The 24,782-nt window shown below is 40.8% G+C and carries 18 protein-coding genes; 1 reads left to right on the forward strand and 17 read right to left on the reverse strand.

What is annotated here, in order from left to right; genetic code table 11:
- Positions 1–126 precede the first annotated feature (126 nt).
- Both M472_RS42915 and M472_RS42920 read right to left on the reverse strand, forming a co-directional pair.
- Positions 127–318, reverse strand: a complete 192-nt coding sequence (locus M472_RS42915) for a cold-shock protein (protein WP_021072146.1) — start codon at positions 316–318, stop codon at positions 127–129.
- Between the two features lie 88 nt (positions 319–406).
- Positions 407–676 (reverse strand): hypothetical protein, encoded by a 270-nt coding sequence (locus M472_RS42920; protein WP_021072147.1) that lies wholly within the window; start codon positions 674–676, stop codon positions 407–409.
- Positions 677–811: 135 nt separating this feature from the next.
- Here M472_RS42920 and glsA point away from each other — a divergent pair, with 135 nt between their 5' ends.
- Positions 812–1,825, forward strand: a complete 1,014-nt coding sequence (glsA, locus tag M472_RS42925; RefSeq protein ID WP_021072148.1) for a glutaminase A — start codon at positions 812–814, stop codon at positions 1,823–1,825.
- Between the two features lie 51 nt (positions 1,826–1,876).
- On the opposite strand, the gene M472_RS42930 is transcribed toward glsA, so the two are convergent.
- The 15 genes from M472_RS42930 to M472_RS42995 all read right to left on the reverse strand — a co-directional run bounded on the left by M472_RS42930 (position 1,877) and on the right by M472_RS42995 (position 24,685).
- Complete coding sequence (locus tag M472_RS42930) at positions 1,877–2,266, reverse strand: hypothetical protein (protein ID WP_021072149.1); 390 nt, start codon at positions 2,264–2,266, stop codon at positions 1,877–1,879.
- Between the two features lie 192 nt (positions 2,267–2,458).
- Positions 2,459–4,090: a helix-turn-helix domain-containing protein gene (locus M472_RS44815; protein WP_021072150.1), complete on the reverse strand. Its 1,632-nt coding sequence runs from the start codon at positions 4,088–4,090 to the stop codon at positions 2,459–2,461.
- A gap of 73 nt (positions 4,091–4,163) precedes the next feature.
- Positions 4,164–4,571 (reverse strand): hypothetical protein, encoded by a 408-nt coding sequence (locus tag M472_RS42935; RefSeq protein ID WP_021072151.1) that lies wholly within the window; start codon positions 4,569–4,571, stop codon positions 4,164–4,166.
- 144 nt (positions 4,572–4,715) lie between these two features.
- A complete protein-coding gene (locus tag M472_RS42940) occupies positions 4,716–5,264 on the reverse strand; it encodes a DUF1573 domain-containing protein (protein ID WP_021072152.1) in 549 nt (182 codons plus the stop codon).
- Entirely contained in the window at positions 5,245–7,380 is a 2,136-nt protein-coding gene (locus M472_RS42945; protein WP_021072153.1) for a DUF4838 domain-containing protein, read from the reverse strand. Before M472_RS42945 ends, M472_RS42940 begins: the two co-directional genes overlap by 20 nt.
- Complete coding sequence (locus M472_RS42950) at positions 7,367–10,183, reverse strand: tetratricopeptide repeat protein (RefSeq protein WP_158499948.1); 2,817 nt, start codon at positions 10,181–10,183, stop codon at positions 7,367–7,369. The genes M472_RS42945 and M472_RS42950 overlap by 14 nt, the downstream gene beginning before the upstream one ends.
- Positions 10,176–11,537, reverse strand: coding sequence for a glycosyltransferase family 2 protein (locus M472_RS42955; RefSeq protein ID WP_200859650.1), 1,362 nt, complete (start codon positions 11,535–11,537; stop codon positions 10,176–10,178). The genes M472_RS42950 and M472_RS42955 overlap by 8 nt, the downstream gene beginning before the upstream one ends.
- An 89-nt stretch (positions 11,538–11,626) precedes the next feature.
- Positions 11,627–12,799: a HEAT repeat domain-containing protein gene (locus M472_RS42960; RefSeq protein ID WP_144062801.1), complete on the reverse strand. Its 1,173-nt coding sequence runs from the start codon at positions 12,797–12,799 to the stop codon at positions 11,627–11,629.
- 628 nt (positions 12,800–13,427) lie between these two features.
- On the reverse strand, positions 13,428–14,537 hold the full coding sequence (locus tag M472_RS42965; protein ID WP_021072157.1) for a helix-turn-helix transcriptional regulator: 1,110 nt from the start codon (positions 14,535–14,537) through the stop codon (positions 13,428–13,430).
- A 311-nt stretch (positions 14,538–14,848) separates the two neighbouring features.
- Entirely contained in the window at positions 14,849–15,832 is a 984-nt protein-coding gene (locus tag M472_RS42970; RefSeq protein WP_021072158.1) for a sugar phosphate nucleotidyltransferase, read from the reverse strand.
- 390 nt (positions 15,833–16,222) lie between these two features.
- On the reverse strand, positions 16,223–17,533 hold the full coding sequence (locus tag M472_RS42975) for a mechanosensitive ion channel family protein (protein WP_021072159.1): 1,311 nt from the start codon (positions 17,531–17,533) through the stop codon (positions 16,223–16,225).
- A gap of 117 nt (positions 17,534–17,650) precedes the next feature.
- Positions 17,651–18,583, reverse strand: coding sequence for an alpha/beta hydrolase (locus M472_RS42980; protein ID WP_021072160.1), 933 nt, complete (start codon positions 18,581–18,583; stop codon positions 17,651–17,653).
- A gap of 488 nt (positions 18,584–19,071) precedes the next feature.
- The gene (locus M472_RS42985) at positions 19,072–19,842 is read right to left on the reverse strand and encodes a hypothetical protein (protein ID WP_021072161.1); all 771 of its coding nucleotides are present in this window, start codon (positions 19,840–19,842) and stop codon (positions 19,072–19,074) included.
- Between the two features lie 109 nt (positions 19,843–19,951).
- Complete coding sequence (locus M472_RS42990) at positions 19,952–21,493, reverse strand: SusD/RagB family nutrient-binding outer membrane lipoprotein (protein WP_021072162.1); 1,542 nt, start codon at positions 21,491–21,493, stop codon at positions 19,952–19,954.
- 6 nt (positions 21,494–21,499) lie between these two features.
- Entirely contained in the window at positions 21,500–24,685 is a 3,186-nt protein-coding gene (locus M472_RS42995) for a SusC/RagA family TonB-linked outer membrane protein (protein WP_021072163.1), read from the reverse strand.
- Between the last annotated feature and the right edge of the window lie 97 nt (positions 24,686–24,782).

A 24,782-nucleotide genomic window follows, 5' to 3' on the forward strand; every position in this document is an offset into this window, starting at 1 on the left:
TTAATAATTACAATTTAGCAATAAATAACGATATTTATTTTGAATCAAACAAAACATATAACATATTAAGAAAAGAAAAAGCCGTCCTAACGCGAACGGCTTTAACAATATATGCAAGAATAATCTTTAAATCAATTTTACATTTACTGCATTTGGACCTTTTTTACCTTCTTGGATATCAAAAGATACGTGATCATTCTCGCGTACATTCTGAGTAAGTCCTGTAACGTGTACAAATACCTCGCTACTTCCATCATTCGGAGTAATAAATCCGAAACCTTTGGATTCGTTAAAAAACTTTACAATACCTTCTTTCATAGATAATTTAAAAAAACATAAATAATTAATTCCTTCATAAAGATATGATAATTAATTTAACTCTAAGCAAATTTAACATAAAAAACATTTAAGTAGCGATAAAAATATAGCCTTCCACTTCTTCCTCTTCTTTTACTTTTTCCAATGCCTCTTCTATTCGTAACAAAGTCGGCTGGCTGAGCGGCGGTTCATAGCCGAGATTATTGAGGTATCTCATATATCCTCTGGTACTGTCTATACGCTCCGGAAACCAATAGATTACAGAATCGATCACTTCATTATTAGAGGTCAGAATATTATATCCCTTCTTCTTTAAATACATTAATACCCCTCGGGTCACTTTTTCAAATTTCACCATACACTATTAATACAACACTCCACTCGGAAAAACGTTTCATTTAATCAAAATGTTATGCGAGATGGTATAATTTCGTAATTTTATCCCACATAGAGTAGGGTTTTAAGCGGAATCTTTTATTTATATCAACGACCAATGAACAGAAAGCTCCATATACGTTTTAAATGCATCATCTCGGTTGCTATCCTTTTATTAGCTAACCAATCAGGAAGTTTTGCACAGAAAAATAATAGCGCAGATATCAGCACCTCCACGCTGTCATCCATTCTCGAAAAGAATAAACACTATTATAAGGATGGTGCTGTAGCTGACTATATTCCCGAATTGAGTAAAGTAAATCCCGTATCGGTCGCTTTATCGGTTGTAGACAACAACGGTAAAATTATAAGTGTAGGTGACAGCAATCAAAAATTCACCATGCAGAGTGTGTCCAAAATCATTGCGCTTATGCTAGCTGTAATGGAAAACAGTGAGGAATCGGTTTTTGAAAAAATGGGGTACTATGGAACAGATAGACCTTTTAATCATTTTGCAAATCTGGAAACTACAGGCAAACCCCTCAACCCGATGATGAATGCAGGAGCTATCCTTACGACCAGCTTGATCTCGGGACAAGGTGAAGAAGCCTTTGTGAAGATACTGGAAATGATACGGTATATTACGAACAATCCCTCAATCAATTACAGTCAAGCCGTATACCAATCCGAAAAAGAAACGGGCCACCGTAATCGGGGGATGTTCTATCTGATGAAAAACACAGGAGCTATCACCGGTTCCGAAGAGCAGTTGGATAACTATTTCCGTCAATGTTCGATCGAAATTACCACGGAGGATCTTGCCAAAATAGGCTACTTTTTCGCCAATCAATGTACCCGGTATGATGGAGATCGTCGGTATGAGAATAGCGCATTGGCAAAACTTATTCTATCACAGATGCTGATTGCCGGAATGTATGAATTCAGTGGAGAGTATGCGCGTACTGTAGGATTACCGAGCAAATCTGGAGTCGGGGGCGGTATCGTGGTCAGTGTACCGCATCGTATAGGTATAGGGGTTTTCAGTCCTGCCCTGGACAGTCACGGCAATTCACTAGCTGGGTACCACATGATTTTGGATCTGGCAAAAACATATGAATTGAGCATATTTTAAATACAGAGCCCCCTTACTTCTTTCCCGAGTCCTCTGCATTGATTTTGATTTCTATTTGCCGTGCTCGTAAGGTGTAGAAGCATCCGCCACCTGACTGATCTCCATCTCTAGGACAGAAATTTTTTCTACCAAATATGCTTTTTGTTCTCTAAGCAGGCGATTATCTTCTTCCAGTTCTTGGATCTTTTGGTAGATCGCCGCCACGAGAACAGTTTCGTCCTTGACCTTCCGTTGGTCTAAGAAGTCGCTAGTCATGCGCATTCTGCTCTCTACCTGTGAGCGGTATTCTTTAATCCAGTTGATAATACTGATTTCATTACGAATACCATATTTTACCATAGCCTCTTCCAAAAAGAGTTCTCCGGAGAGGATGGCATGCACTATTTCCAGTTTTACTTCCTTATGTACTCTATTTCGCTTCCCTGTATTGGTCGCCCGCATCTTTTCTTTATTATTGCCAATAATTATAATCTATCATCAAATTAAACAGAAGTATTCCATACTTTATAAACGTAAAAGGTGTCTCATATCCTCGAATACAAAATAACCTGTTCAAAGGCACCAGGAGTCAATTTATAAAACTCTTATTTTCGATAAAAGGGAAATGTTTCTTCCGATAGAAGCGCTGCTTTTTCAGGGTGCTTTCTCATCGCGCTCTTTTTTGATAAAATGTACGTAGGCGGACGGTGGCGTACCCGTCACCAGTTTAAATGCAGTCGAAAATTTACTCAGCGAAGTAAACCCACAGAGATCTGCGAGATAGGACAGTTTAAACCCAAGCAAATCAGGAGATTTATGCAACTGATCGATAATATACTCAATACGCTTGGTCTGTATGTATTCGTAGAAATCCTTTTCTCTATATCTTTGGATCATATAGGTTACATAACGGGGATTGGTTCCCATAATACTGGCTATTTGATTGAGGGTAATGCTTTTTTCCAGATAAAAGTGTTCTTTTTCCAACTTGTCTAATTGCTCGCGCAGTCGCTCCTCTGTGTCCTTGGAGATATTGACCTCTCTGGCCTTGACCGCAAGAATATTCTCTCCTTCATCAGTCCGCTTGTCGCTATTGACAACTGATGAAAATGGAAGTTTGCTCACACTTACTGATGCTGGTTTACTAAGATCCTTATCTTCGCTACCGATATAGGTTACCCCAGGTGTTTTGCAACGTAATTTGTATATATTTTTGCGGCGACAGATATATAATATGGCAAACGTTGTACCTACCAGGACGAAAAGTATACCACCTACAGCATAAATATACTTCACACGATAGGCTTGCTTAGTCGAATGAAGTGAGATAATCATTTCATCCGATAACTGTTTTGCATCCTTATCTCTCTTAGTTTTGATTTCGCCAGCTTTTACTCGATATATAACTGACTTATCCAAATTCCCAACCTTTTCATAGTACTTGGCCCAGGTACGGTAAGTCAGCATTATCAATTCTTCTACGCCTCCGGAAGCGAGATAATGCTCTACCTTTTCCAGGCATTCCTTTGCTTTCGTTGTTTGATTTTCCGCTAGAGCGACCTCCGCTTGCATACGATAGATATATGGCGTTAAATTGGTCTCTACGTTACCCATTTTAGCCAAGGCCTGATCTAGAAAAACACCTGCTTCGCTGAAATTCCCAAGTCGAAATTCACAGACGCCCATCAGCTGGTCATTGGTAGCTTTAACCAAAAGGGCACTTTTATGGTCCTTATCACTGATATTGATGGAAGTCGCTGCTTTTTTAGCACATTCACTGGCCTCTTCAAAGTTGCCCTGTTCTAAATTATGAAAAACCCGTTCGTGCAGAATATTGATTCGGGTCAAATGCTGCATCACCCTGTCTTCCTGGTTTTCATTTGCACGTTCTGCTTTCTCCAGATAACTCATGGACACACCGAGCAGGCCTACCTGTCTAAATGCTGTGGCCAGAAAGCCTGCGGTGTTGCTTTGCCAAGAAAAGTTCATTGTCGCATTGGCAATAGTATCGGCTTTCATTCCTTTATAGATACTAGACTTTATATCGCCTTGATTCTCGAATATCTTAGCTAGTAACATCAACGATTTTATCTTTTGCTCGTCCGTCACGGCTATATTATAGAGGGAATCTGCGGCTCTATGCGCCGCATGTATGTCCGTAGCCACGAGTGACACGATCACCTCGACATACCGCTCATGGAACGAGTCATTGCTAGCAGTTTCCTGCCCATATACAGACGACACCAATACCGTCACTCCTAAAAGGAAATAACAAATCAACTTCATACTTACTTGCTAACGCTTCTTTTCTATCAACTAAACAAAATGAAATAGAATTGATGAAAAGTTCTCTGGTATATCACCAAAAGAATAAAGCGACAGTAACGAGTAATCCAATTATAAATGTGATCAGAAAAGCTACGTTGGTATTCCAACGTTTGTTCGGGACAGAATCTATTCCTACCTGCATTTTATGAGCCTTACTAAAGTCATGACATGCACGAAGGTTATTAGAATCCACGACCACTCCAATGGTTTTTTCTACTTCTCGCTGGAGATGTAACAAAGCTAATTGAGAAGACAAATAAGCGACCTCGTCGCCCGTCTCACTCTTAAGTTCTAAAAACTGCTCTAGCGCCTTGTCCAAATCATCGGAAAGTATTAATCCCCTATCAGGGCAATGCTTATCGATCGAACACTTGAGCCTCCCCTCCAATTCCGTCAGGGTAGACAGTATTTCTTTTGGATTATAAGATACTGAATTCATACGTAGATATTTAGCGCCATTAACTGGATATAATGATGCAAACTGTGCTAAATATCTGCAATTCTATTCATTTAAAAAACTATTTAAACCACTATTATGATTAAAAAATTAATACTCAACACAATAAAATACGTCTAGAAGTGCCTATTTATTGTCATGTATACTTTTACTGAAATCTTCGTCCATGTAATATCCCTTATTGCTTGCATCACCATCGACAAACTCTTTAAAACCTCCCTGGGCCTTGATTTCGTCCGAATAGAGCTCTTCATAGTCCTTGGTATACATGGCATTCGGAACGACATTGATGTCAAAAACAAGCTCCTTGAACGGAACGTCTTCAAAATTTCCATAGAGGGTGATGTAATGTTTGACATAGCCGATATTTTTAGCGCTATTGTAACTAAGGGTCAACAGACGTTCTTTGCCCGGAGGCACGGTAAAGGCTGCCGCTCCTTCATCCACCTTTAGGCATCCACAGGAAGTGATGATATCTGTAATCATCAATGGATTCTTACCGACATTCTTCAATTTGAAAGAAAGGTCTTTTTGCTGCCCCGCCAATATGGGATAATAATGTCGCTCATTGTCTTCGACCTCCATTATGGTCTTACGCTTGGAAAGATCTACACAAGAAGTGAGTATGAAGATCGCTCCGAAAACAAAAAAATAATTAATATAACTGTATTTCATCACACGCTATTACCGAGTTTTTCAACTCTCTATTTTTATAAATCTTTATTTCTAGCTCTTTATATTTCGACAGATCGATATTCTTTTTTAAAGTCGCAGTATCCCCCAGCACTACAAAATCTGCAGCAGCAAATTCGACAAGCTTGGCTCCAGCACTCCATAGCTCTATTCGATCTGGCACAAGCATACGATGCCTGACATTCACCAAAAACCGCATCTCTACATGTGTATCTCCTTGGTCTTTATTTTCTTTCTTTCCCATCACGTTGACATCTTCACCTGCCAAAAACCAACCGATATTGAAGTCAGATACAAACCCCACTTTGTTATCACACAGCAGCTCTGCATCCTCCATAACCTCTGCTGAAGATATTCCAACAGCTTTATTTACTTTAAATGCATTAACTGGCCTAGAAATAGTTCTCAACTGATCCCATTCTTTGAGATAGATCTGCAGGTCTCCCTTTTCTTCTTTATAATTCACTACACCTTCTTTCAAGACTCCACGCAGTCTATCGATGGCTAGGTCTTGTTGAGATGAAAGTTGGACTCTCCCCTCCTTGACTTCTAAAAAGTTATTGGCAACGGTGCCCTTATGATAGGCAAGCTGTAGCTTGGTGTAGCTCAAAGCACCGAGCATCAATCTAATACGACGCTCCTCATCACCTGCTAAGCGGGGTAAGACAGCTTCTAGATTTGAATAAAATGTATTAAATCGATCTATCGCGAAGTAGTCTCTCATCAATTGGCGAAAAGAACTATATAGAGCGATATCCTTGTTTTGATTGTACTGGCTATCCTCTATTTCCAAAAGATAATCGGTCAATAGTCCTGCTGATATCGGATAGAAGCGCTCGTGGTATCGCTTCACCAAATCGGGTACTGACAGTGAGGGATCCAGCATGACAGCACTCAAAACGTAGGTTTTGACATCGTCAAATGGCGAATAATCGTAACCGCTTCCATTGAGGAACATCCCGTTGACTCCCAGCTCTCTAAAGTACGATAACTGTGTCTGAACGCGGCGCAGTGTAGGAAAAGGAGTGATGTAATCGTCAAAATTGGAAATATAGTCCCACAAATAAATATGATTGGTCTGTTCTTTCCAAGAGGTCAACAATGTGCTGAACTCTTGCACTAACGGTGCATCCACTTTGAGCTCAGGTGATTTAGGCAGATCGATGGTACTCACGAGCACCCCTACATGATCGGCCAATCGAATTGTCGGAGCTGTACGTGTCGTCCGATAAGCCGTGGTATAAAAATAGTCCTCTGGAAACTCTGTCGCTAATCTATTCAACAGTAGGACAACAGCCGCTGTGGCACTCTCTGAGGTATTACCTTGTTTCTTACAGGACGCACAGGTACATACCTTATCATTATCATTAGGAGCTATCATAAACCATTTCCCCTCACGGGATCCACTACCGTATTCTTCAAGAATAAAATCTTTGATAGCCTGAAAGGTCTTTTGCGACGAGAAGCAATATTGTTCAACATCTCGTTTTCCATCCACCAGGGCCATGGCATTCGTATCAGTGCCTTTTGTAAATACTTTTCTCAGATTATGTCCCCATAAGCCCCAGTCTCGATCTACATTATGAGTGAGCAGGATACCAGAAATATCCTGATCCATATTCGGCAGTAAATGTGGGTCTCTATATCTGAGTGCAAAATCTGCTTTACCGGTTTTGAATTCTAAGTAACCTGGTGGAACGTCGGCAATGTCCAGCGTATGATACTCTCCCAGTTTATCAATCAACATATATGTCAGCCAACGTAATATAGAGCGATTTTTACCAAAAAGCGATAACCGTCCATATTCATTGACTATTTCATAATCGCTCTGCAGATCTTCTACAACTTCGATATAGATAACCACTCCCTTAAGACTTTCTATAAGGGAATCCGAGCGCTTGACCTGGAAGACTGTTTGTGCGGTGTTCCGTTTCTGTAAATGCTGAAATAGATAATCCGCCGCTTGTACACTCTCTTTGTCTCCATTTGAAAGAACCAATAGCCGCTGTGCTGCGAAATCAAAAGACTCCCCCTTACAACCTGAGGACAGCAATGAGAATAGTCCCCAGAGCCATACTATCCGCTTAAAATGAGACATTGAACTGAAAGTATAGGTTATAAAGGTTTCTATAATTTGCAATATCTACAGGTTTGTCTGTTTGAAAATTATACCATGTCCCCATAACACTAGCCCCTATATTCTTAGTTATAGATCGTCCTATCCCTGCCCCGACCATCGCATTAAATACATTGAAACTATTATAAAACTGGGTATCCAGTAAATCGATATCTGGAGAATTACCGATACTACCTACAGCTAAAAGATAGTTTTTTGGATTATTCATGATGTACTGAGCTTTGCCCCCTAGGCTATAGAGATAGATACTCTGCCCCTCACTATTAAGTAGGAAATTACTCCATTTTGCAGACAGTCTGAAATCTTCGATATCTTTGGTCATTCCAAGATTGAGATTGAGTAGATTCTGTCCGGTAAATAGCCTTCTATACCCGATTCCCCCTTCGGCTTCCCAGGTAGGCTTAAAAGCATAAAGAGCAGCACCATTTACAGCCAGCTTGGCAAAAAACTTATTCGCCAAGGCAAGATCGATTCTTGTAGACAGTTTTTCTGTCCAAGGTGCCGACCATTCGACCTGTCCCTGTAAACCTTTTCCATCCTCTCTACCGGCGTAATTTAACCTTCCAGTATAGACGTTGCCATTGCGTAATAAGCGACTATATTCTACCGATGAGATCGATGTAATAGCGTAATCGTCACCATACCTGGCCCGTACGTGAGAGATACCAACGTTATTCTGATAGGACTTTTGTCCAAGATAATCCAAATGGTTCTTAAAGTCTGTGAACTCCAATAGGGATGGTTCATAAAACTGTTGATACCGATAAGCTGAATCATATAGTTTCAACCCTTCATAGGCCAATCCCTTCATATACTTTAGCGTCTTATTATCGTCTTTATAATACAAGGCCGTATCAATCACTGTCAACGCTTGACTATATTCCTTTTGTTTTAATAACTGACCTGCAAACTCCTCAGTGGTATGACTGAATGTCTTGACCAGAGGCTCGTGGTAGGGATTCAATTGTACCTGCCTATGCAACAATGCCCAGGAATCTGGACGTTTTTCTGGCGTGTGGTTCATTGCTTCAGCGAGCTTGATCTTGAAGGCCATATCATCTCCATAACGATCCTCAGCAATCTGAGCGTAGCGCAGCATCGCATCGTGATCTTTTAACTGATAGCAGATGTTGATCATATAGAGTAGGGCATCTTGATTTCTATCATCAACAGTCAACCACCTGTCGCATAGTTGCCTTGCCTCAGCAAGCTGATAACGCTCTTTTAGATTCTTTGTCCAGGGTTGGATCATATCGCCATACCCCTGTAAGAGCCGATCTCTATCCTGTTGAGAAGCAGCACCCAAAACCTGTTCATATATATTGAGCGCATACTCGTAACGTCCTTCTTTATTATACAGGTCTGACTTTTTAAGTAACAAATCTCTGTCTCCAGGCCTGTCCAACAGCATATCATCCAAGATCATTATCGCTTCGTGATAGCGATTTTCGGTCACATAGGAATTGTATAGACCGCTTTGGGCAATTGCTACAGACTCTTCATCTCCATAGCGAATGATATCCTTCCAGTCATTTATAGCCATTCCTATCTTACCATCTTGCATATTAGATTTGGCCTGTCGAAGTGTCACCGCTACATACGAATCCCTTAACTCAATATCCGCTGGGTACCTGACAAAATACTCTCTGGTCAATGCCGCTACTTTTCCTTCATTGCCCATCCGCTTATACGCCATCAGCTCTTTCATATCCAACTCCTTGCTCATACCGACACTATATCTGTGTCTGTGCAATGCAGCGATCGCTTCTTCATATTGCTCCTTGGCGATCTGGTCGTTAAAAACATAGTCGAATGCTTCTTTGTTGCCTGGAGATCCTTCAAATATTTTGCCGTACAGACTTGCCGGATCATTGTTTTTCGCATTACGCGCAGCCTCCAATAGGAAGTAATTGTATTGTGAACGCAAGTTTCCCCCTCCTCTTTTCATCTGAGACTCCAAGAAGGACAGAAGCTCGGGATAGCGTTGTTGGTGTTCTAGAATTGCAATCTTTTTTTGTACAAACCCTCTGTTGCCCGGAAACTCGTTCAAGGCACGTTCTGTATACACCAATGCATTATTATAATCTCCCGCTTTGATATAATTATCGACCACAGCGAAGTAACTATCCTGTTGGCGCGGATGTTCATCAATTCTCTTCTTGGATACATCGATAGTCTCGTCGATCCGTCCTGCTTTGGCCACGGCGACTGCTCTTTGTTCCTGAGCATACACCTGATCTCCTTTCAACTCGCTGTCTTCGGGATAGATCTGGGAGATGCGCTTCAACAAACGATCCGCCTCTACGTGGTTGCCCATGGTTCTGTAAAGCTCTATTTTCTTACGCCATAGGCCTTTCCAATAAGGGTTTACTTCTAGGAGTTCATTGATATAACAGATTGCACTTGAATAACGCTGTGTTTCAGTTTCTACAGTCACCAACATGTGCTTAGACTCCACATTTGTCGGGGCATATTCGAGTGATTTGACCAATTCATAGCGCGCCTTGTCATACTGCTGCTTGTGTGTATAATACTTACCCACCAGCATTCGCATATCCGAGTCCTTTGGATTCTTCTTGAGATGTACTTCAGCTTTGCTCTTTCCCTCTTCCCATTTCCCCTGTTTATACAAATCGTTGATTTCCTTGGCTTCGTCATTTCGCTCTATAGTAGTACCTGCTCGCTGCGCTTCCACAGGCTGGCAGAATGATAGTGCCCCACAAAAAACAATCAGTATTTTAGCGTATTTAAATTTTTTAAGCATTATTATGTACGGTATTAGCATTTTTCGATGGAGAGAATCCCTGTCTTGTCATCTGTCCCCATTTAAAATTCTTACGTGTTAAGTATTGAACGTAGCCTCTCAACGTGAATATCACGACTAAAGGATGATATAGGATCGCTTCAAACGCTGAGAAAAGCACGAGTTTGAGGTACTCCCAAAAGTTTTTATAGAGCTTGCCTAAAACCAGATCGTAGGACACCGTAATAATCGATACGGACAGTCCGATCAAATAGGCATAAGCGATCATCATCCAGAATGTATCAAAGTTTACCTGATTCGTAAATAAGAGAAACAACAGAAAAAGGAATCCGGTGAACTCGATAATTGGGGCCAGAAACTCGAAGAAAACAATATAGGGCATGACAAGAAAACCTAATCTGCCATAGTCTCTGTTGAGGAAGAACTTTCGGTGATCGATAATAAACTGTAACATGCCTCGCCCCCAACGCGTACGCTGTCTGTTTAGAACTTTTATATTAGGCGGTCCTTCTGTCCAGCAAAGACTATAAGGGCACTGTACTATTCGGTAAGCTTTTTTATTTTCACGCATATAAGCGACCATACGCACCGTCATATCCATATCTTCGGCATGAGAAGCAGAGTCAAATCCCCCTGCAGATATGACTATATTTCGGTCAAATAATCCAAAGCCTCCAGATACGTTGGGAATAGCATTGACCATCGACCAGCCCATCTTTGCAACCAGATAGGAACGCAGATATTCTGTCTCCTGAAAAAGTGGGATCAAGCGATTTGGCGGTTTTACACGCGTGATACGGCCTTTGTCAATTGTACAGCCATTCACCATACGCATCGTAGCTCCTACTGCAATTACATGCTTGTCCGAATCGAGAACGGGAAGAATAATCTTACTCAATGTATCCTCAGCAAGGATGCAATCGACATCTGTATTGATGAAGTAGTCATATTGTGCAACATTAACCCCAGCATTCATAGCATCCGCTTTAGTTCCCCCGTTTTCTTTGTCTACAACTTTCAATTTGCTGTAGGCTGGATTTTTCGAACGAAAGACCCGATTTACAGGCCTACAGTATACCTTATAAGCATAGTAATAAGGCATCTCTTCAAGTTCAAACTCCTCAATCAGGATTTCCAATGTCTTGTCCTTACTCCCATCATTCACAATAATCACCTCAAAAGTGGGGTAATCCAGGTTCAACAAGGAGTTAACGCTATCGTAGATAATCACTTCTTCATTGAATGCAGGAGCAACGATAGATATACCTGGCGCTTCCTCCGGAAAGTCTTTGAGATAGTTTTCCTCTCTTTCGGTATACCTATATTTATAGCGCAGGGTATTATAATAACTCATAATCATTAGCCCTAAATAGAAAAGAGCTAGCGCAGTAGCATAAAAATAAATTAGATATGTAAAAAAATAAATCATCTAAGTGAGATTGGTTAAACGGGTAAGATTGCTGTTTCGGAAAACACCTGATTCAAAAGCGTATTTTCATTTTCATTGGATTGAACATGGGCCTCCTGCTGCAGACGTAACAGTTCACGATTCCCCTGTTCACCGTGACTTTTGATAGCTCTGGCAATCACCAGCTTCGAGTTTATATCTTCTGTACCGCTATAGGTGTCCACAAGAAAACGTAAATTTGTACTGCCATGTAGTCGTCCCATTGTTGTTATGATGGCCTCCCTAACTACATTAGTTTCCAAATGAAACCTTTGAATTAGTCTGGGAGCACATTCGAGATACCCCAGCTCACCCAGGGTCAATATAATCTGTGCTCTAACATCTCTATTCTCCTGTCTATCCAACATCTCCATCAACGTAGGCGCTGCCTCATATTGGTTGAAAAAGCCTACTTCTCGCAAAATGAAAACAATATAATTGGGATTTTTTGAATTATTGATCCATCGCAATAAATTGGGAAGACGCCCTTCCTTGGATCGTTTGATCAGCGTCGAATGTAAACGCAACTTATCCAACTGGGTGAAAGCCTCATCAAAATTCTCTTCCATAAATCGAAATGGATTATAACTATCCTGGCTGGTATGTAGATCCCGAGCAGTCTTTCTCAAGTGCTTGTTCTTGTGGAAAGTAGACTTTGACAGAATACCACTGTTAACGCCATTATCTATAGCGCCCACGACCTGCAATGCTTGTTTGCGTTTATCAGGGCCTGATGTACGGATCCTCTTCTCCCAAAATCCCATTAAACGTAAGGCTTCGATACAATTCTTGTAATTGATTTCGTTCAATTCGCCTTCCTTATACACTGCATTCTTAACAGTCAAGACGACATCTGTCAAAACATCGGACTTCCATCGTTTCGCTTTACTCGTATCGTACTGTAGCAGTTCTTGAATCTCATCGACTTCATAATTTACCTTATTCCGCATGACGAATGTCAACTTCTCCTCGAAGTGCTCCTGCGTGTTTCTTTTTGTTTTGTCTTTCCGGTTAATTTGAAAACCGATATACAACAATCGGAATACACCAAACAAAGTAATCGTCGCAAGCACCATCACCATAACGACGGTGATTCGAATAATCAATGGATATCCATTGTACAATGAACTTAAATAGCTCAAATAATACAGATAGTAGTCGTAATACATAACTCGTTCTTTTACTATTTTTAATACGCTATTTTTTTCGGATTGATGCACTATTGGCACAACGTCTTTGCATTTTCATGCCGGATCAATACAAAAGACATCCCATAAAAAATAATGTTCTACAAAGTTTGCAATTGCCTGAAACAATAGCGTCTCAAAACACTCTTGCTCAAGTGGACATCCTGTACAACTAAGCAAAAACAAAGAAATAAGACAAGAATAAAAACATCTAAAATACAGAAAAAGAGATAATTACATAACGACAAGAAATCTCATAAAAACAACTCTACAAAACACTGTTTTTCGCTAAAAGGAAAACATTTCTTTTACCAACAAAGCGCTTACTCAAACAAAACAAGACAGAAAAAACCAAGAATCAAACCCCTGTAGACAGAATTCTACAAACGCACTTTATTGCAGCACAGACAGGAACGAGCATAGGTTTGTTAGGATCAAAACGGTAAAAACAGCTGTCCCTAGACTACAATATCACCTTACCTATACAGCTTCAATAAGTAAAGTGAGAATATCTAAGAGAAAGTCAGATGGACCGACAGGCCATAGCATAGCGAACGAAAGTAATAATGAGAACGCTGTAACATTGGCGTAAGGAAATTAATAAAGGAGACTAGTCAATTGACACTACGTAGTCCATGCGATACTGATGAGGAGAACAGCCAAACTCTGCCTGAAAATTTCGATAAAATGAGGCTCTGGAACTAAAACCACAAATCATAGACAGGTCTTCTATAGTATATGTCAGATCTTGGCTCTTAAGTTGTCGAATAGCATAGTTCAACCGCAACTGATTAATAAAACCGTTAAATCCTTTACCAAATTCCTGCTTTAAGAAGGGAGCAATATGTTGTAAAGGAATCTCTAATTGACTACTGAATTTATCCTTATTAAGATCACTGTCCAAATAGGCCAATGTCTGTATAAATAGTTCAACTTTATTTCGATAAGAGATTTCCTGTTCCCTTGTCAATGAAATTAGCACATGGGGATTCCTTTTTTTGAGTTTTTGAGGTTTGGATTCTTCTGCTTCTTCTTTAACGATATCTGTTGTGACAGATATCGTTTTGATTCTCTCCTGCATGAAATATACAAATGAAGCACCTAACAAAAACATACCATATAGCAAAAGTGAAAAAACTCTATGGATATGACTATTTCCTACCTCGACGATCATATCCACCAACGACGCCAACAGACAAATGATCAATACGATAAAAGATAAGTACCAAATAGTTTTTTGTTTCTTATTCTTATCAAAACGTCTCCCCACTATGCGGGAGATACTCGGTCTAAGGTAGAGTAAATAGCAACACAAATGTAACAATGTGATAAACTGTAAGCCTAGCGTATAATCTGTACTATAACGATAGTGCCATGCAGAATCTTGAACGATAAGCAAATAAATAACCAATGCCGCAAAGAACGGAACAAAGTGTATCCAAAATGGCTTGGTTCTCGTATGATTTTGGGGCAAACTATGGATCAATAGCAACAGTCCAGGACCATACAATAAGCCTATCGGAAATACCAGAACCAAATGTAGCCAAGGTGATACCAGTATTTGGGATATATATTCCAACATTAGAAAGAAAATACCACCCAAGAGCATCAACAACAGATAACGGTTGAATACCATCTTCTCCTTTCCTATATTTAGGAAAATAAAAGAAGCATTCAGAGTTAGTACCGTAAATGTCAAGACGGTTAGTAAGATATTCATCTCAATATCGTTTTAGATAATTTAACGTTATAGACAACCAGCTTGCCGGCGGAGTGTTTATTTATCTGCCGTTACTATGTCTTCATAAGTTGTGACTCAACATCAAATTTAACTGAAATAATAGCTTTAAAAACCTAAACATGAAGTAGAAATTATATATGTAGCATAAAAACTACATTTATTAAGTATCAATCAATCAATCAATCAATCAATCAATCAATCAATCAATCAATCAATCAATCAATCAATCAATCAATATGTCTATGGGGTTTGTCTGTTACAACGTATAGAAATAAAAACGATACTTATACCTATCCTGAGAAAAGATAACGAGGATATACTCCTGCCTTGACAAGTTCGAGTATCGATTGCTGAACGATTGGCTTATCTTCTCTGTAGGTGACCCCAAACCATTTGGCATTCGTGCCGATTACGGCAAAATCTGTCAGAGAATTGCGTATCATATAGTCCGCCACTGTGGGAATAAAAAACTCAGCTTTAGGATTTTCCAAATTTTGCTCGACAAAAATGGTGAATAAATCCAGCGCAATCTTAAAAATCCTAGGCGTAAATCCCCAAAAATTCATCGATACCGGTATCTCAGGATCCAATACATGTTCCTGCTCATCTTCCTTATAGACGATATTGTTAACACCATCACTGTTGTTATAATATATTTGCATACGTTCGACGATAGCTTCTAGAGTTCCAGCAGTACTTAGTGTGCATACTCCTCGCGATACAGCACCATGGTCAGATAATGTATTGGCCAATCGAAAACCAATCATCCCCATGTGCATATGCGAGATCTCTGTACGAAGAAAATCAGCCATTTTCTGAAAAGCGTCGCGGCCATAAAAATCATCTGCATTGATTACTGCAAATGGCTCATCGATACATTCAAACGCACTCAGTACTGCATGTCCTGTCCCCCAAGGCTTGATCCGTGATACATCATGCTTGATTCCAAATTTTCTTAAATCGAGATCTTGCACAGCATAGCGTATCTCGATCTTATGCGCCAACTTTTCTTCATAAAGGCTGCGTATCGTAGGTAGCGACTCCGCGCGTACTACAAACACAATCTTTCCAAAGCCTGCTGCAATAGCGTCATAAATCGAATAGTCAAGAATAGTCTCTCCTGCCGGCCCAAAATCATCGAACTGTTTGAGGGTACCGTAGCGACTCCCCATTCCTGCAGCCATGATTAATAAAGTCGGTTTACCCATCATATTTGATCTCATATCTAAATTATTGTCCAATCTATATTTTACCAACGAATCTTGCAGCTTCATACAACCGCATGATAACATAAGAAAGAAGTGGTCGATATGACCACTCCCTCATACACGATTTATTAGAAAATTTATAACGGTAATAGGAAATCTCCCATCAAAGTCTAATCCTATAGCCAAATTCTACAAGACATCAATTAACAGGACGAAGATAGTGATGTAACTCAAAATTAGTGGAAGTTTAGCTTGTCTCAAATTGTCTCCATTTGGCTTTATTGCCTCCCAAAAAAGTGAGTTTTGTGATGTATTCTTCAAAATACCAGCTTTACCTACAAACTATACCGAAGAAGGAGCGTGTTAAATTTTCGGGCAACGTTAAAACTTTCTGTCACTAAGAAAAGACTATTACATAGATTTTTTGCTTAGGCTTCAAGAGGAAAGAAGCTATCTCTACAATGGCGACGTTTTTTCAACCATTACACGACGTAAGTCATCAGAAGCAGGCAACTCGAATACTTCGAGATGAAAATACTTAATGGCTGCAAACAGATGATCGAAGAGATCGGACATCGTATCCTCGAAAAAAGCCCACTGGGTGCCTTTTGTAAACATATAGAGTTCCAGTGGAAGCCCGTGCTCGGTAGGGGCCAACTGACGTACCAAAAGCGTCAGCTCTTGATGGATACCTGGATTCTTACGCGCGTAGGCCATTGCATAGGCACGGAACAATCCAATATTGGTCATCCGTCGTCCATTGACCAACACGGTTTCATCGATCCCTTCTTTTTTGTTAAAAGCTGCTATCTCTTCTTCCCTTTTTTCTATATAAGGTTTCAATAGGGCTATTTTCTTTAACTCCTGCACTTCTTCTAAAGTCACATAACGGATAGAAGAAATCTTGATATTAATAGCGCGCTTTATACGCCGACCGCCACTGTCCTGCATACCTCTGTAATTCTTGAATGAATCGCTGAGCAGTGTGTAGGTTGGAATAGTTACAATAGTTTTATCCCAGTTTTGTATACGTACATTATTTAGATTGATCTGCAAGACATCGCCATCAACGCCATATTTGGGCATCTCGATCCAGTCTCCAACGCGTACGGAGTCATTGGCCGACACTTGTATACTTGCTACAAATCCTAGGATCGTATCTTTAAACACCAACATGAGAATGGCAGAGGCAGCACCTAAGGATGCCAGAAACAACCAAGGAGATTTTCCGGTCAGCAACGATACGATCAGCATTCCTACTACAAAAATCAAGAAAATCTGTATAACCTGGAGGTAACTGTCTACCGGTTTGTTGCCGAAAGCTTTGGTGCTCCGGAGAATGTCTCTTACTGTCCGAAGAATACTATTAATCAGGGCATAGATTGCGAAGATCATCAAAATACTGAGAAGGGTACTCAATGTACTGCTGAACACCGGAAACCCAACGAATATAAAAGGGAATACCTGCTGGGCGATAAGAACCAAGAACAAGCGACTCAGATGTACCTGCACTCTATTGTCCAACAAACGGTCATCCCAGTCTGTATTTGTCTTTTTAATAAAACTACTGGCCAGGGTATTGAAGAGATACCGTGTGATATAATAGACAATCGCCAAAAGTATACATGTTGCTAAAAACAGGGTAGCAGAAACCAGCAAATGATTAACATGATCTGCTAACCCAAAGCTCTTAATCCATTCAAATGTTTCCTGGTAAACTGCACTAGTCGATTGTTCACTAAAATTAAGTATCGTTGTTTCTTTCATTTTTATCTTTTTGTAGATCTCTTTTACACCTTACTCTTTCGCCCTAACCTTTCCTCATACCACACCAATGATCTATTTTAAGACAGCCCCTCGCCGATCAAGTAAAAAAGATAACGGCTATTTAATACCGCAATCTTTTAACCATAGCAAGCAATGATCAAACCACTTGTCCTGCGTGGTACGATTATTAAGCCCAAATCCGTGCCCTCCTTCAGGATAGATATGCATCTGCGCTTTTACCTGATGCTGGAGTAAAGCTTGATAGAATGCTATTGTATTCTCCACCTTTACAATCTTATCATTGCCTGCATGCACGAGAAAGGCCGGTGGTGTATCCGTTGTCACGTTTTCTTCGCTAGAAAAAGCAGTAATCATCTCTGCTGGTGGATTTTTTCCGATCAAGTTGTTTCGAGATCCTATATGCCCAATGGAATCCTTAAAAGAAATCACTGGATACATTAAAATCACAAAATCGGGCCTGACATTCGATGTATTCCCCTCCAACACCGGTTTATGAAAACGGGTCGCTAAGCTGGATGCAAGGTGTCCGCCCGCCGAAAAACCAATAACACCTACCTTACCCGGATCGACCTGCCATCTATCTGCATTACTTCGAATCACAGCCATTGCCTGCTGTGCATCCTGTAATGGCCCTTTACTCTTATCGATCATAGTACGCTCACTGGGCATTCTATACTTTAACACGAATGCCGAAATACCATTTTTCTGAAAAGCCAATGCGATATCATGTCCTTCCTTTTCTATTGCTAAGCCCCCGTACCCACCACCTGGACAGATCAAGATAGCAGGAGACGGTTTCTCGCTTCCCTGGACAAGATAAGAAGTCAGTGTAGGCTGGGATACTTTCGTAATCCAAGCTCCTCCAGACTGGCGTGGGTTCTGTGTTTCTATATTCTCTGCCGACAATGCATCGGGAATGGCTCCTTCATATAAATTGATTTCCTCTTGTGAAAAAGACCATTTTCCAAGTAGAACAAAAAACAGGCACAGTAATAATGGTCTGTTCATTAATATCGTAATCTGTTTCATTTTATTAGCTTAATATAAAAATCACCAACTTAAATCTTTTTTATCATAATACATAATGCGTCCAGTCTCTACACCGATCAAAAGTGCTTTTTTACTTTCTCCAATAGCTCCTACCGTCGGGGTAAGTTTAAATATACTTTTACAGACTACTTATTTATGAAATCTTTTTTACGGAAACGGAGAAGCTCTATATCTGATTTCAAATATAGTATAAGCGTATCTATTTCCAAAATAAAGACAATGCGAATTTACAGAGTTCGGAAAGACCTAAAAACACAGAAAACATCCGTATTAAACATCTGATCGACCAAAAAAATAAAATATTTAATCAATGATTATTTCCAAAACCACGGTATGAGAACCGCCTGAAACCTATTTGGACATATGAAATACTCATGTTTAGCGAAGCGCAAACACCCATAAGTATTCCATATGACAGATAAAAAACAGATTATACACATATGAAATGTGGGTCTGTTCAGCGAGCGCTATACTTTTCTTTTATAAATCAAATAGACACCCCTATCTCCTCTTGAGCTTTGTCCATTATTCAAGCTTAATATAACCGCTTGGTTTTTCGCAGATGTGGTAGGTACTTCAAACAATTTTGCTTCTAGCTGATAGCCATAATCGGTATTGCTGGTCTCCGTCTTAAAATCAACATCTCCTTCCTGCATGTTTAGCGTTAGATATGCAATACCGTCCCAATAAGAAATAGGTTGAAAATCAAAATTATCCTTTTCATAGATACGAAGAGGATTTAACACACGCCAATTAAAGTGATTACGTTTAAAATAGGATAGATAAAGCGGACCTTCTCCTTTATCCAACCTAAAGCTTTGGGCAGCCAACTTATCCATAACAAAATATCCTCCTTCTGCAGGCATTTCCTTTTCTCCAAGCACTTGCAATACATTTCCTTCAAAATCAATTTCCGTCCAAAATGACCGATCATAAAAAACATGATCTTCAATGGTTCTCACACTCGCCACTGATAGATACCATATACTCTCTCCTTTGGGATCTAAATATAAAGCATCTTCATCCTTTTTATTTCCCAACGACAGACAGGGCACATAGTCAAGTTCAGTAGCGGATAATCTCTTAATAACATACGGTCCACTTTTTCTTATCTCTGAAAGATAACGATAGCTCTGATAGGATATCTTATTACTACTCTGCGGGAATGCACACCACATCACCAATGATGTCATCACCAGCAGTGACAGCAAGATAACCTGTTTAGGGGTCAGTTTCATATATAGGGTCTTTACATAGCTATACACAGATACATCAAAATGTTACCCTTGTTATAGAAGAAACAGAAACAAAAAAAACCGTATCTTCTTAAGATACGGCTTTTCTACACTATTTATTCCACCATACTTTCGTACTGATGACATCGTCGCCCTGGCGAGCCAGCGCTTCTCTATAGCTGGTCCTATTGGTACTCTGCTCTTTCAATGGATAGATAAACCGATTAGGAATCTCCTCACCTACCTCTGGCAAGAATTGATAAGACACCTGTGCACCTTTCACCTCACCTGTCCACACAACCTCTCCTTTTTTCACCAAAAACAGCGGATAGCCTGTTCTTCGTATTTCCGACCACCCCTCTATTCCCTGATTGAATAAGGCCAGATATTTCTGACTCAACACATTTTCCTTGTTAGCGACAGACAACAGGTTCACATAGTCATCGACTTCATTCTGGCCAATCTGCCACTTCTCTAAAGACGCGCGCACCCCTTTTCTATACGCTTGGTCATCCCACCCCTTTATCTCCGAAATCAAGAATTCCACCTCCGCATACTCCATCAACACTTCTCCGTAGTTGGCCGCATTAATAACGGCTCCTGGAAGCGATATAGAGTCCACAGGGAATAAATCAGCTGCCTCCAAGGGCAGACCGTACGGCTGTCCAAAATATATGCCTTTGCTATTAGGCTTCGCAAATATTGGCAAGCGTGGATCCGCTATTCCAAAAGGCCCTCTATCCCCCTTCAATACATCGACAATAACATGCGATACCGCAAAGTCCTTTCTGTTAGCAGTCACCGTCGCCTGATATAAAGGCGCTTGATTGGGAGAAGAATTTGAATATTTCAATACGGCATTATCAGCATTGGATTCAAAAACACCTTTGGCCAATGCATCGTTGATATGCTCCGTGGCCAAAGTCGGCAGTTTATGCGCGATACGATTCGCCAGGCGCAACCTCAGACTGTTCGCAAACTTAGCCCATTTCAGGTTATTGCCATCATAAATAATATCTGCATTTTTAAAAGTCTGTAATGTCTTGTATTTAAGCAACGTATCTGCTGACTGTTTCAATTCATTCAAGATGTCCGTATATATCTTCTCCTGGGGAGCATACTTCGGAGTAAGATTATCCGGATTCTGCTGTAATGCCTCAAAATCGGGATCTTTACTACTATACGACTGATACGGGATATCCCCAAAAACATCGGTCAGGTTATGAAAGGCATAGGATTTCAATATACGAGCTATAGCTATCTGATTCGCATTTGTACCGACCCCGCCGATAGTCACCCATTCCTTGGTTTGTCCGTCTACATTCAACTTAATAATCTCATTGATATTATTCAATGCCCGATTAATACCTGTCCAAAAATCATCCGAATAGTTGACTGGCATCATATAACGCGATTGATCGGTATAGATATTCTGGCTGAAATATTGCGCATACAATTGTGCGCCACGGAGATTCAAATCAGGATTGCGAACCGTATTTACCAAAAGTCGCTCACTGCTCACCAACAGGCTTGCAGTACTGACCGCAGCAGGTCTGTTGGGATCTGTATTGATTTCTTCAAAAATACGATCAGAACATCCGACAAACACGGAAGTTGTCCACAATAGTCCTATAATATATTTATATACTTTCATCACGTTCTAAAATTTAACATTTACATTAAAACCATAAGTCACTGGTGTAGGAATATTTCCGCCCTCGATCCCCTGCACATTACCACCACTCGATGTAAATTCAGGATCGATATATTTGCTCTTCGTATAGATATTCCACAGATTACGACCGTACAGCGACACCCCAATATCTTTAATGGTATTCGTATTGTTGATTTTGAAATTGTATCCCAGTGTAAGCTCCCGCAATTTGACGAAAGTAGCATCAAAAATGGAGAACGCCGTAGGTCCGTTATATTCGTTTCTAGCCCACTGTTGTGCTGTCACCCGAGTATCGTTTTCCTTCACATTGCTTACCGTATAGGTCCCATCTGCATTAAAATTGACATCAGCTTTTACGCCATCCAATACGACACCCGTTTCGCGGATATTATTAGCCGCTGTCTTGTCCAATATCCCAGCATACATACCTACCTTATACGTTTGGGAGAAGAACCTACCACCGACTCGACCATCAATCAGAAAACCCAGGTTAAAGCGTTTGTAGCGAAATTGATTCTGGAATCCAAATATATACTTAGGCAATACCGAGCCCAGTGGTGTCAATTGAGACGTCTTCATATACAAGCCATCTTTGTCCAACACTTTACGTCCATCATTTGCATACACAAAATCGTATCCCAGGAACTGACCATAAGCTTCCCCTTCCCGTGCGACCAGATTAACCAGGACATCACTTAGCGTCAGGGTATTGACCATCTCATCGATCTCCACGATTTCATTCCGATTTCTAGACCAGTTCAACATGGTATTCCACTCGAAGTCCGTCTGTTTGACCGGAGTACCAGTCAGTGTGATCTCCAGTCCCTTATTGTTGATTTTCCCTGCATTAAGCACTTTTGTTTCGTAACCAAAAGACGAAGAAACCGGAACAGCTAATATCTGATTACGCGAATCATTATTATAATAGGTTACATCCAGCCCCAATCTGTTACGGAACAACTGTACCTGTAACCCTGTCTCCCAGGAGCTTGTCATCTCTGGCTTTAAGAATTCATTATTCAACTTTTGCGACAGGCTGTTAGCTGGTCTGCCATCAAAAGCCTGTTCTACGTCATACGCCTTAGCCAATTGATAAGGCTCTGTAGCGTTACCTACCTGTGCCCATCCCAACCGTATTTTAGCAAAAGAAAGCCATTCCAATTGCTTCAATGCTTCCAACTGGCTCAGGATAACACTACCTGTTACTGAGGGATACAGAAACGAGTTGTTGTCAATTGGTAATGTCGATGACCAATCGTTGCGCAGTGTAGCATCCAAGAACAGATAGTCAGCGTAGCCGACAGACACACTGGCGTATAGAGACGGTGTCCTCGTATGATACCGGAAGTTGTCGACCTTCACGGACGATGCATTTTTTAAATTGTAATAGTTAGGCACTACCAGTCCTCCCTGTGTGATGGCATAATCCACTTTACGCTGCTGATCTCTCAAATTGGCCCCGACATTGGCTACCAAAGACCAATCATTCCATCTCTTATTGGCAGTTGCCAAAAATTCATAATTATACTCGTTCAATGTATTTGCCGCTTCTTCATATTGCGATGTACTTCTGGAATAAACCGCGATCCGGTCTTGCGATCTAAATTGATAAATATCACCATGCGCTTTGGCATTCAGCGTCAACCAATCGCTGACCTCGTACTGCAATCCCACATTACCATAGAACCGATCCCTCTGCTCCTCGAGATAACTCTCATAAGCAGACCAGAATGGATTATCGATAAAACGTGTTGCTTCTGCTGCTGTGGTATTCTGCCAGCCCGTCCTGTTCCAGGCTTTTGGTGTCCCATCAGCGCGTTTATAATCTTCCAATATCTTATAGTCGACTTGTACCGCTCCCCATTGAAAAGCTTCTAACATGATATTTCTGTTGGACGCCCCCGACCATGGTTTACCTACAGAGCCATTCCTTACATAGTTCAGATTAGAGGTAATACGTATCTTTCCCACCTGCGTGCCCCCCGAAAAATTCAACGTATTCCTGTTCAATGTAGCGTTCGGAACCGTACCACGTACATTCTTGTTGGTATACGAAAATCTGTAATTTGTATTATTACTCGTCCCTGCTATCGCAATATTATTGGTATTAGCCAGTCCTGTTCGAAAGAAATAACCTACATCATGTTTGGGATACACCCAGGGCGTAGGTTGTAGATAAGCTGCCTCATCTTCTGGATCCAATGCATACCACTGCAACACCTGCCGCCCATCCAGACGCGGCCCCCAACTTTCGTCCGAAGCATAATCTACAATCTGATAATCCTTTCCTTCGATCGCTTGCGTTTTGAAATCTGTAGAATAGCCCTGTCCATATAGTTTCTGACGTTGAGGCAGACGAACCACATTTTCAAACTCCAGTCCGGTATTTACCGAGATATCTACCCGTTCATGTTTGGCTGCTTTTTTGGTTGTAATCAAGATCACACCATTGGCAGCCCTCGAGCCATACAATGCTGCTGCTGTCGGACCTTTCAACACAGTGACATTCTCGATATCGTCCGGATTAATATCCTGGATCAAATTTCCAACATCTTTTCCGGCACTCCCGTTGATAGTCGATGCCGTATTCAGGTCACTATTATCTATAGGCGTACCATCGATGACGTACAGAGGCTGATTATTACCTGCAATAGAGTTAATACCCCGTAAGAGTACGCGAGAAGAACCGCCCATATTACCTCCCGAAGAAATGACCTGCAGGCCTGCAACCTTACCCGACAGTGCACTGACCGCATTGGTAGGCCTGGTTTGTAATTCTGCCCCTTTTACCTCCTGTACGGCATATCCCAAGGCTTTCTTTTCCCGAGATATCCCCAAGGCTGTAACGACTACCTCACTCAATTGCTCCGATGCAGGATCCAATGTGATCAGTAGATTTTCCGACAGTGAAAAATTACGTAATACCTGCTCCTCGTAGCCGACATAACGCACGCTAATACTCGGTTTGTCTGACTTGATAGACAATGAAAAACGTCCTTCAGCATCGGTCTGCGTCTGTACCAGGGTAGCTAAATCGGTAATGGTAGCGCCCGAGACAGCCTGTCCCTGCTGATTTATGACTCTCCCCGTAAGGGTAGATTGGGCATAGATTTTTCCTGTCCCTAGGGCAATAGCGGCCCACACGAGACTTGTATGTAAAGCTCTGTTCATACTAAAAAAACAATAATTAATGGGTTAAAAATTAATGGTTAATGTCTCTGGGGATAATTCTTTCCTCCTATATTATCCCCTCAACACATTCGTAAAA

Origin of the sequence: Sphingobacterium paucimobilis HER1398 (assembly GCF_000416985.1) — a bacterium.
Taxonomy (GTDB): domain Bacteria; phylum Bacteroidota; class Bacteroidia; order Sphingobacteriales; family Sphingobacteriaceae; genus Sphingobacterium; species Sphingobacterium paucimobilis.

Excerpts from the sequence above, each read along its gene's own strand:
- M472_RS42965 (WP_021072157.1), bottom strand. The coding sequence starts at position 14,537 with ATGAATATCTTACTAACCGTCTTGACATTTACGGTACTAACTCTGAAT.
- M472_RS42950 (WP_158499948.1), bottom strand. The coding sequence starts at position 10,183 with ATGCTTAAAAAATTTAAATACGCTAAAATACTGATTGTTTTTTGTGGG.
- M472_RS42915 (WP_021072146.1), bottom strand. The coding sequence starts at position 318 with ATGAAAGAAGGTATTGTAAAGTTTTTTAACGAATCCAAAGGTTTCGGA.
- M472_RS42960 (WP_144062801.1), bottom strand. The coding sequence starts at position 12,799 with ATGTATTACGACTACTATCTGTATTATTTGAGCTATTTAAGTTCATTG.
- M472_RS42955 (WP_200859650.1), bottom strand. The coding sequence starts at position 11,537 with ATGAGTTATTATAATACCCTGCGCTATAAATATAGGTATACCGAAAGA.
- M472_RS44815 (WP_021072150.1), bottom strand. The coding sequence starts at position 4,090 with ATGAAGTTGATTTGTTATTTCCTTTTAGGAGTGACGGTATTGGTGTCG.
- M472_RS42995 (WP_021072163.1), bottom strand. The coding sequence starts at position 24,685 with ATGAACAGAGCTTTACATACAAGTCTCGTGTGGGCCGCTATTGCCCTA.
- M472_RS42935 (WP_021072151.1), bottom strand. The coding sequence starts at position 4,571 with ATGAATTCAGTATCTTATAATCCAAAAGAAATACTGTCTACCCTGACG.
- M472_RS42945 (WP_021072153.1), bottom strand. The coding sequence starts at position 7,380 with ATGTCTCATTTTAAGCGGATAGTATGGCTCTGGGGACTATTCTCATTG.
- glsA (WP_021072148.1), top strand. The coding sequence starts at position 812 with ATGAACAGAAAGCTCCATATACGTTTTAAATGCATCATCTCGGTTGCT.
- M472_RS42940 (WP_021072152.1), bottom strand. The coding sequence starts at position 5,264 with ATGAAATACAGTTATATTAATTATTTTTTTGTTTTCGGAGCGATCTTC.
- M472_RS42930 (WP_021072149.1), bottom strand. The coding sequence starts at position 2,266 with ATGCGGGCGACCAATACAGGGAAGCGAAATAGAGTACATAAGGAAGTA.
- M472_RS42990 (WP_021072162.1), bottom strand. The coding sequence starts at position 21,493 with ATGAAAGTATATAAATATATTATAGGACTATTGTGGACAACTTCCGTG.
- M472_RS42980 (WP_021072160.1), bottom strand. The coding sequence starts at position 18,583 with ATGAAACAGATTACGATATTAATGAACAGACCATTATTACTGTGCCTG.
- M472_RS42985 (WP_021072161.1), bottom strand. The coding sequence starts at position 19,842 with ATGAAACTGACCCCTAAACAGGTTATCTTGCTGTCACTGCTGGTGATG.
- M472_RS42970 (WP_021072158.1), bottom strand. The coding sequence starts at position 15,832 with ATGAAGCTGCAAGATTCGTTGGTAAAATATAGATTGGACAATAATTTA.
- M472_RS42975 (WP_021072159.1), bottom strand. The coding sequence starts at position 17,533 with ATGAAAGAAACAACGATACTTAATTTTAGTGAACAATCGACTAGTGCA.
- M472_RS42920 (WP_021072147.1), bottom strand. The coding sequence starts at position 676 with ATGGTGAAATTTGAAAAAGTGACCCGAGGGGTATTAATGTATTTAAAG.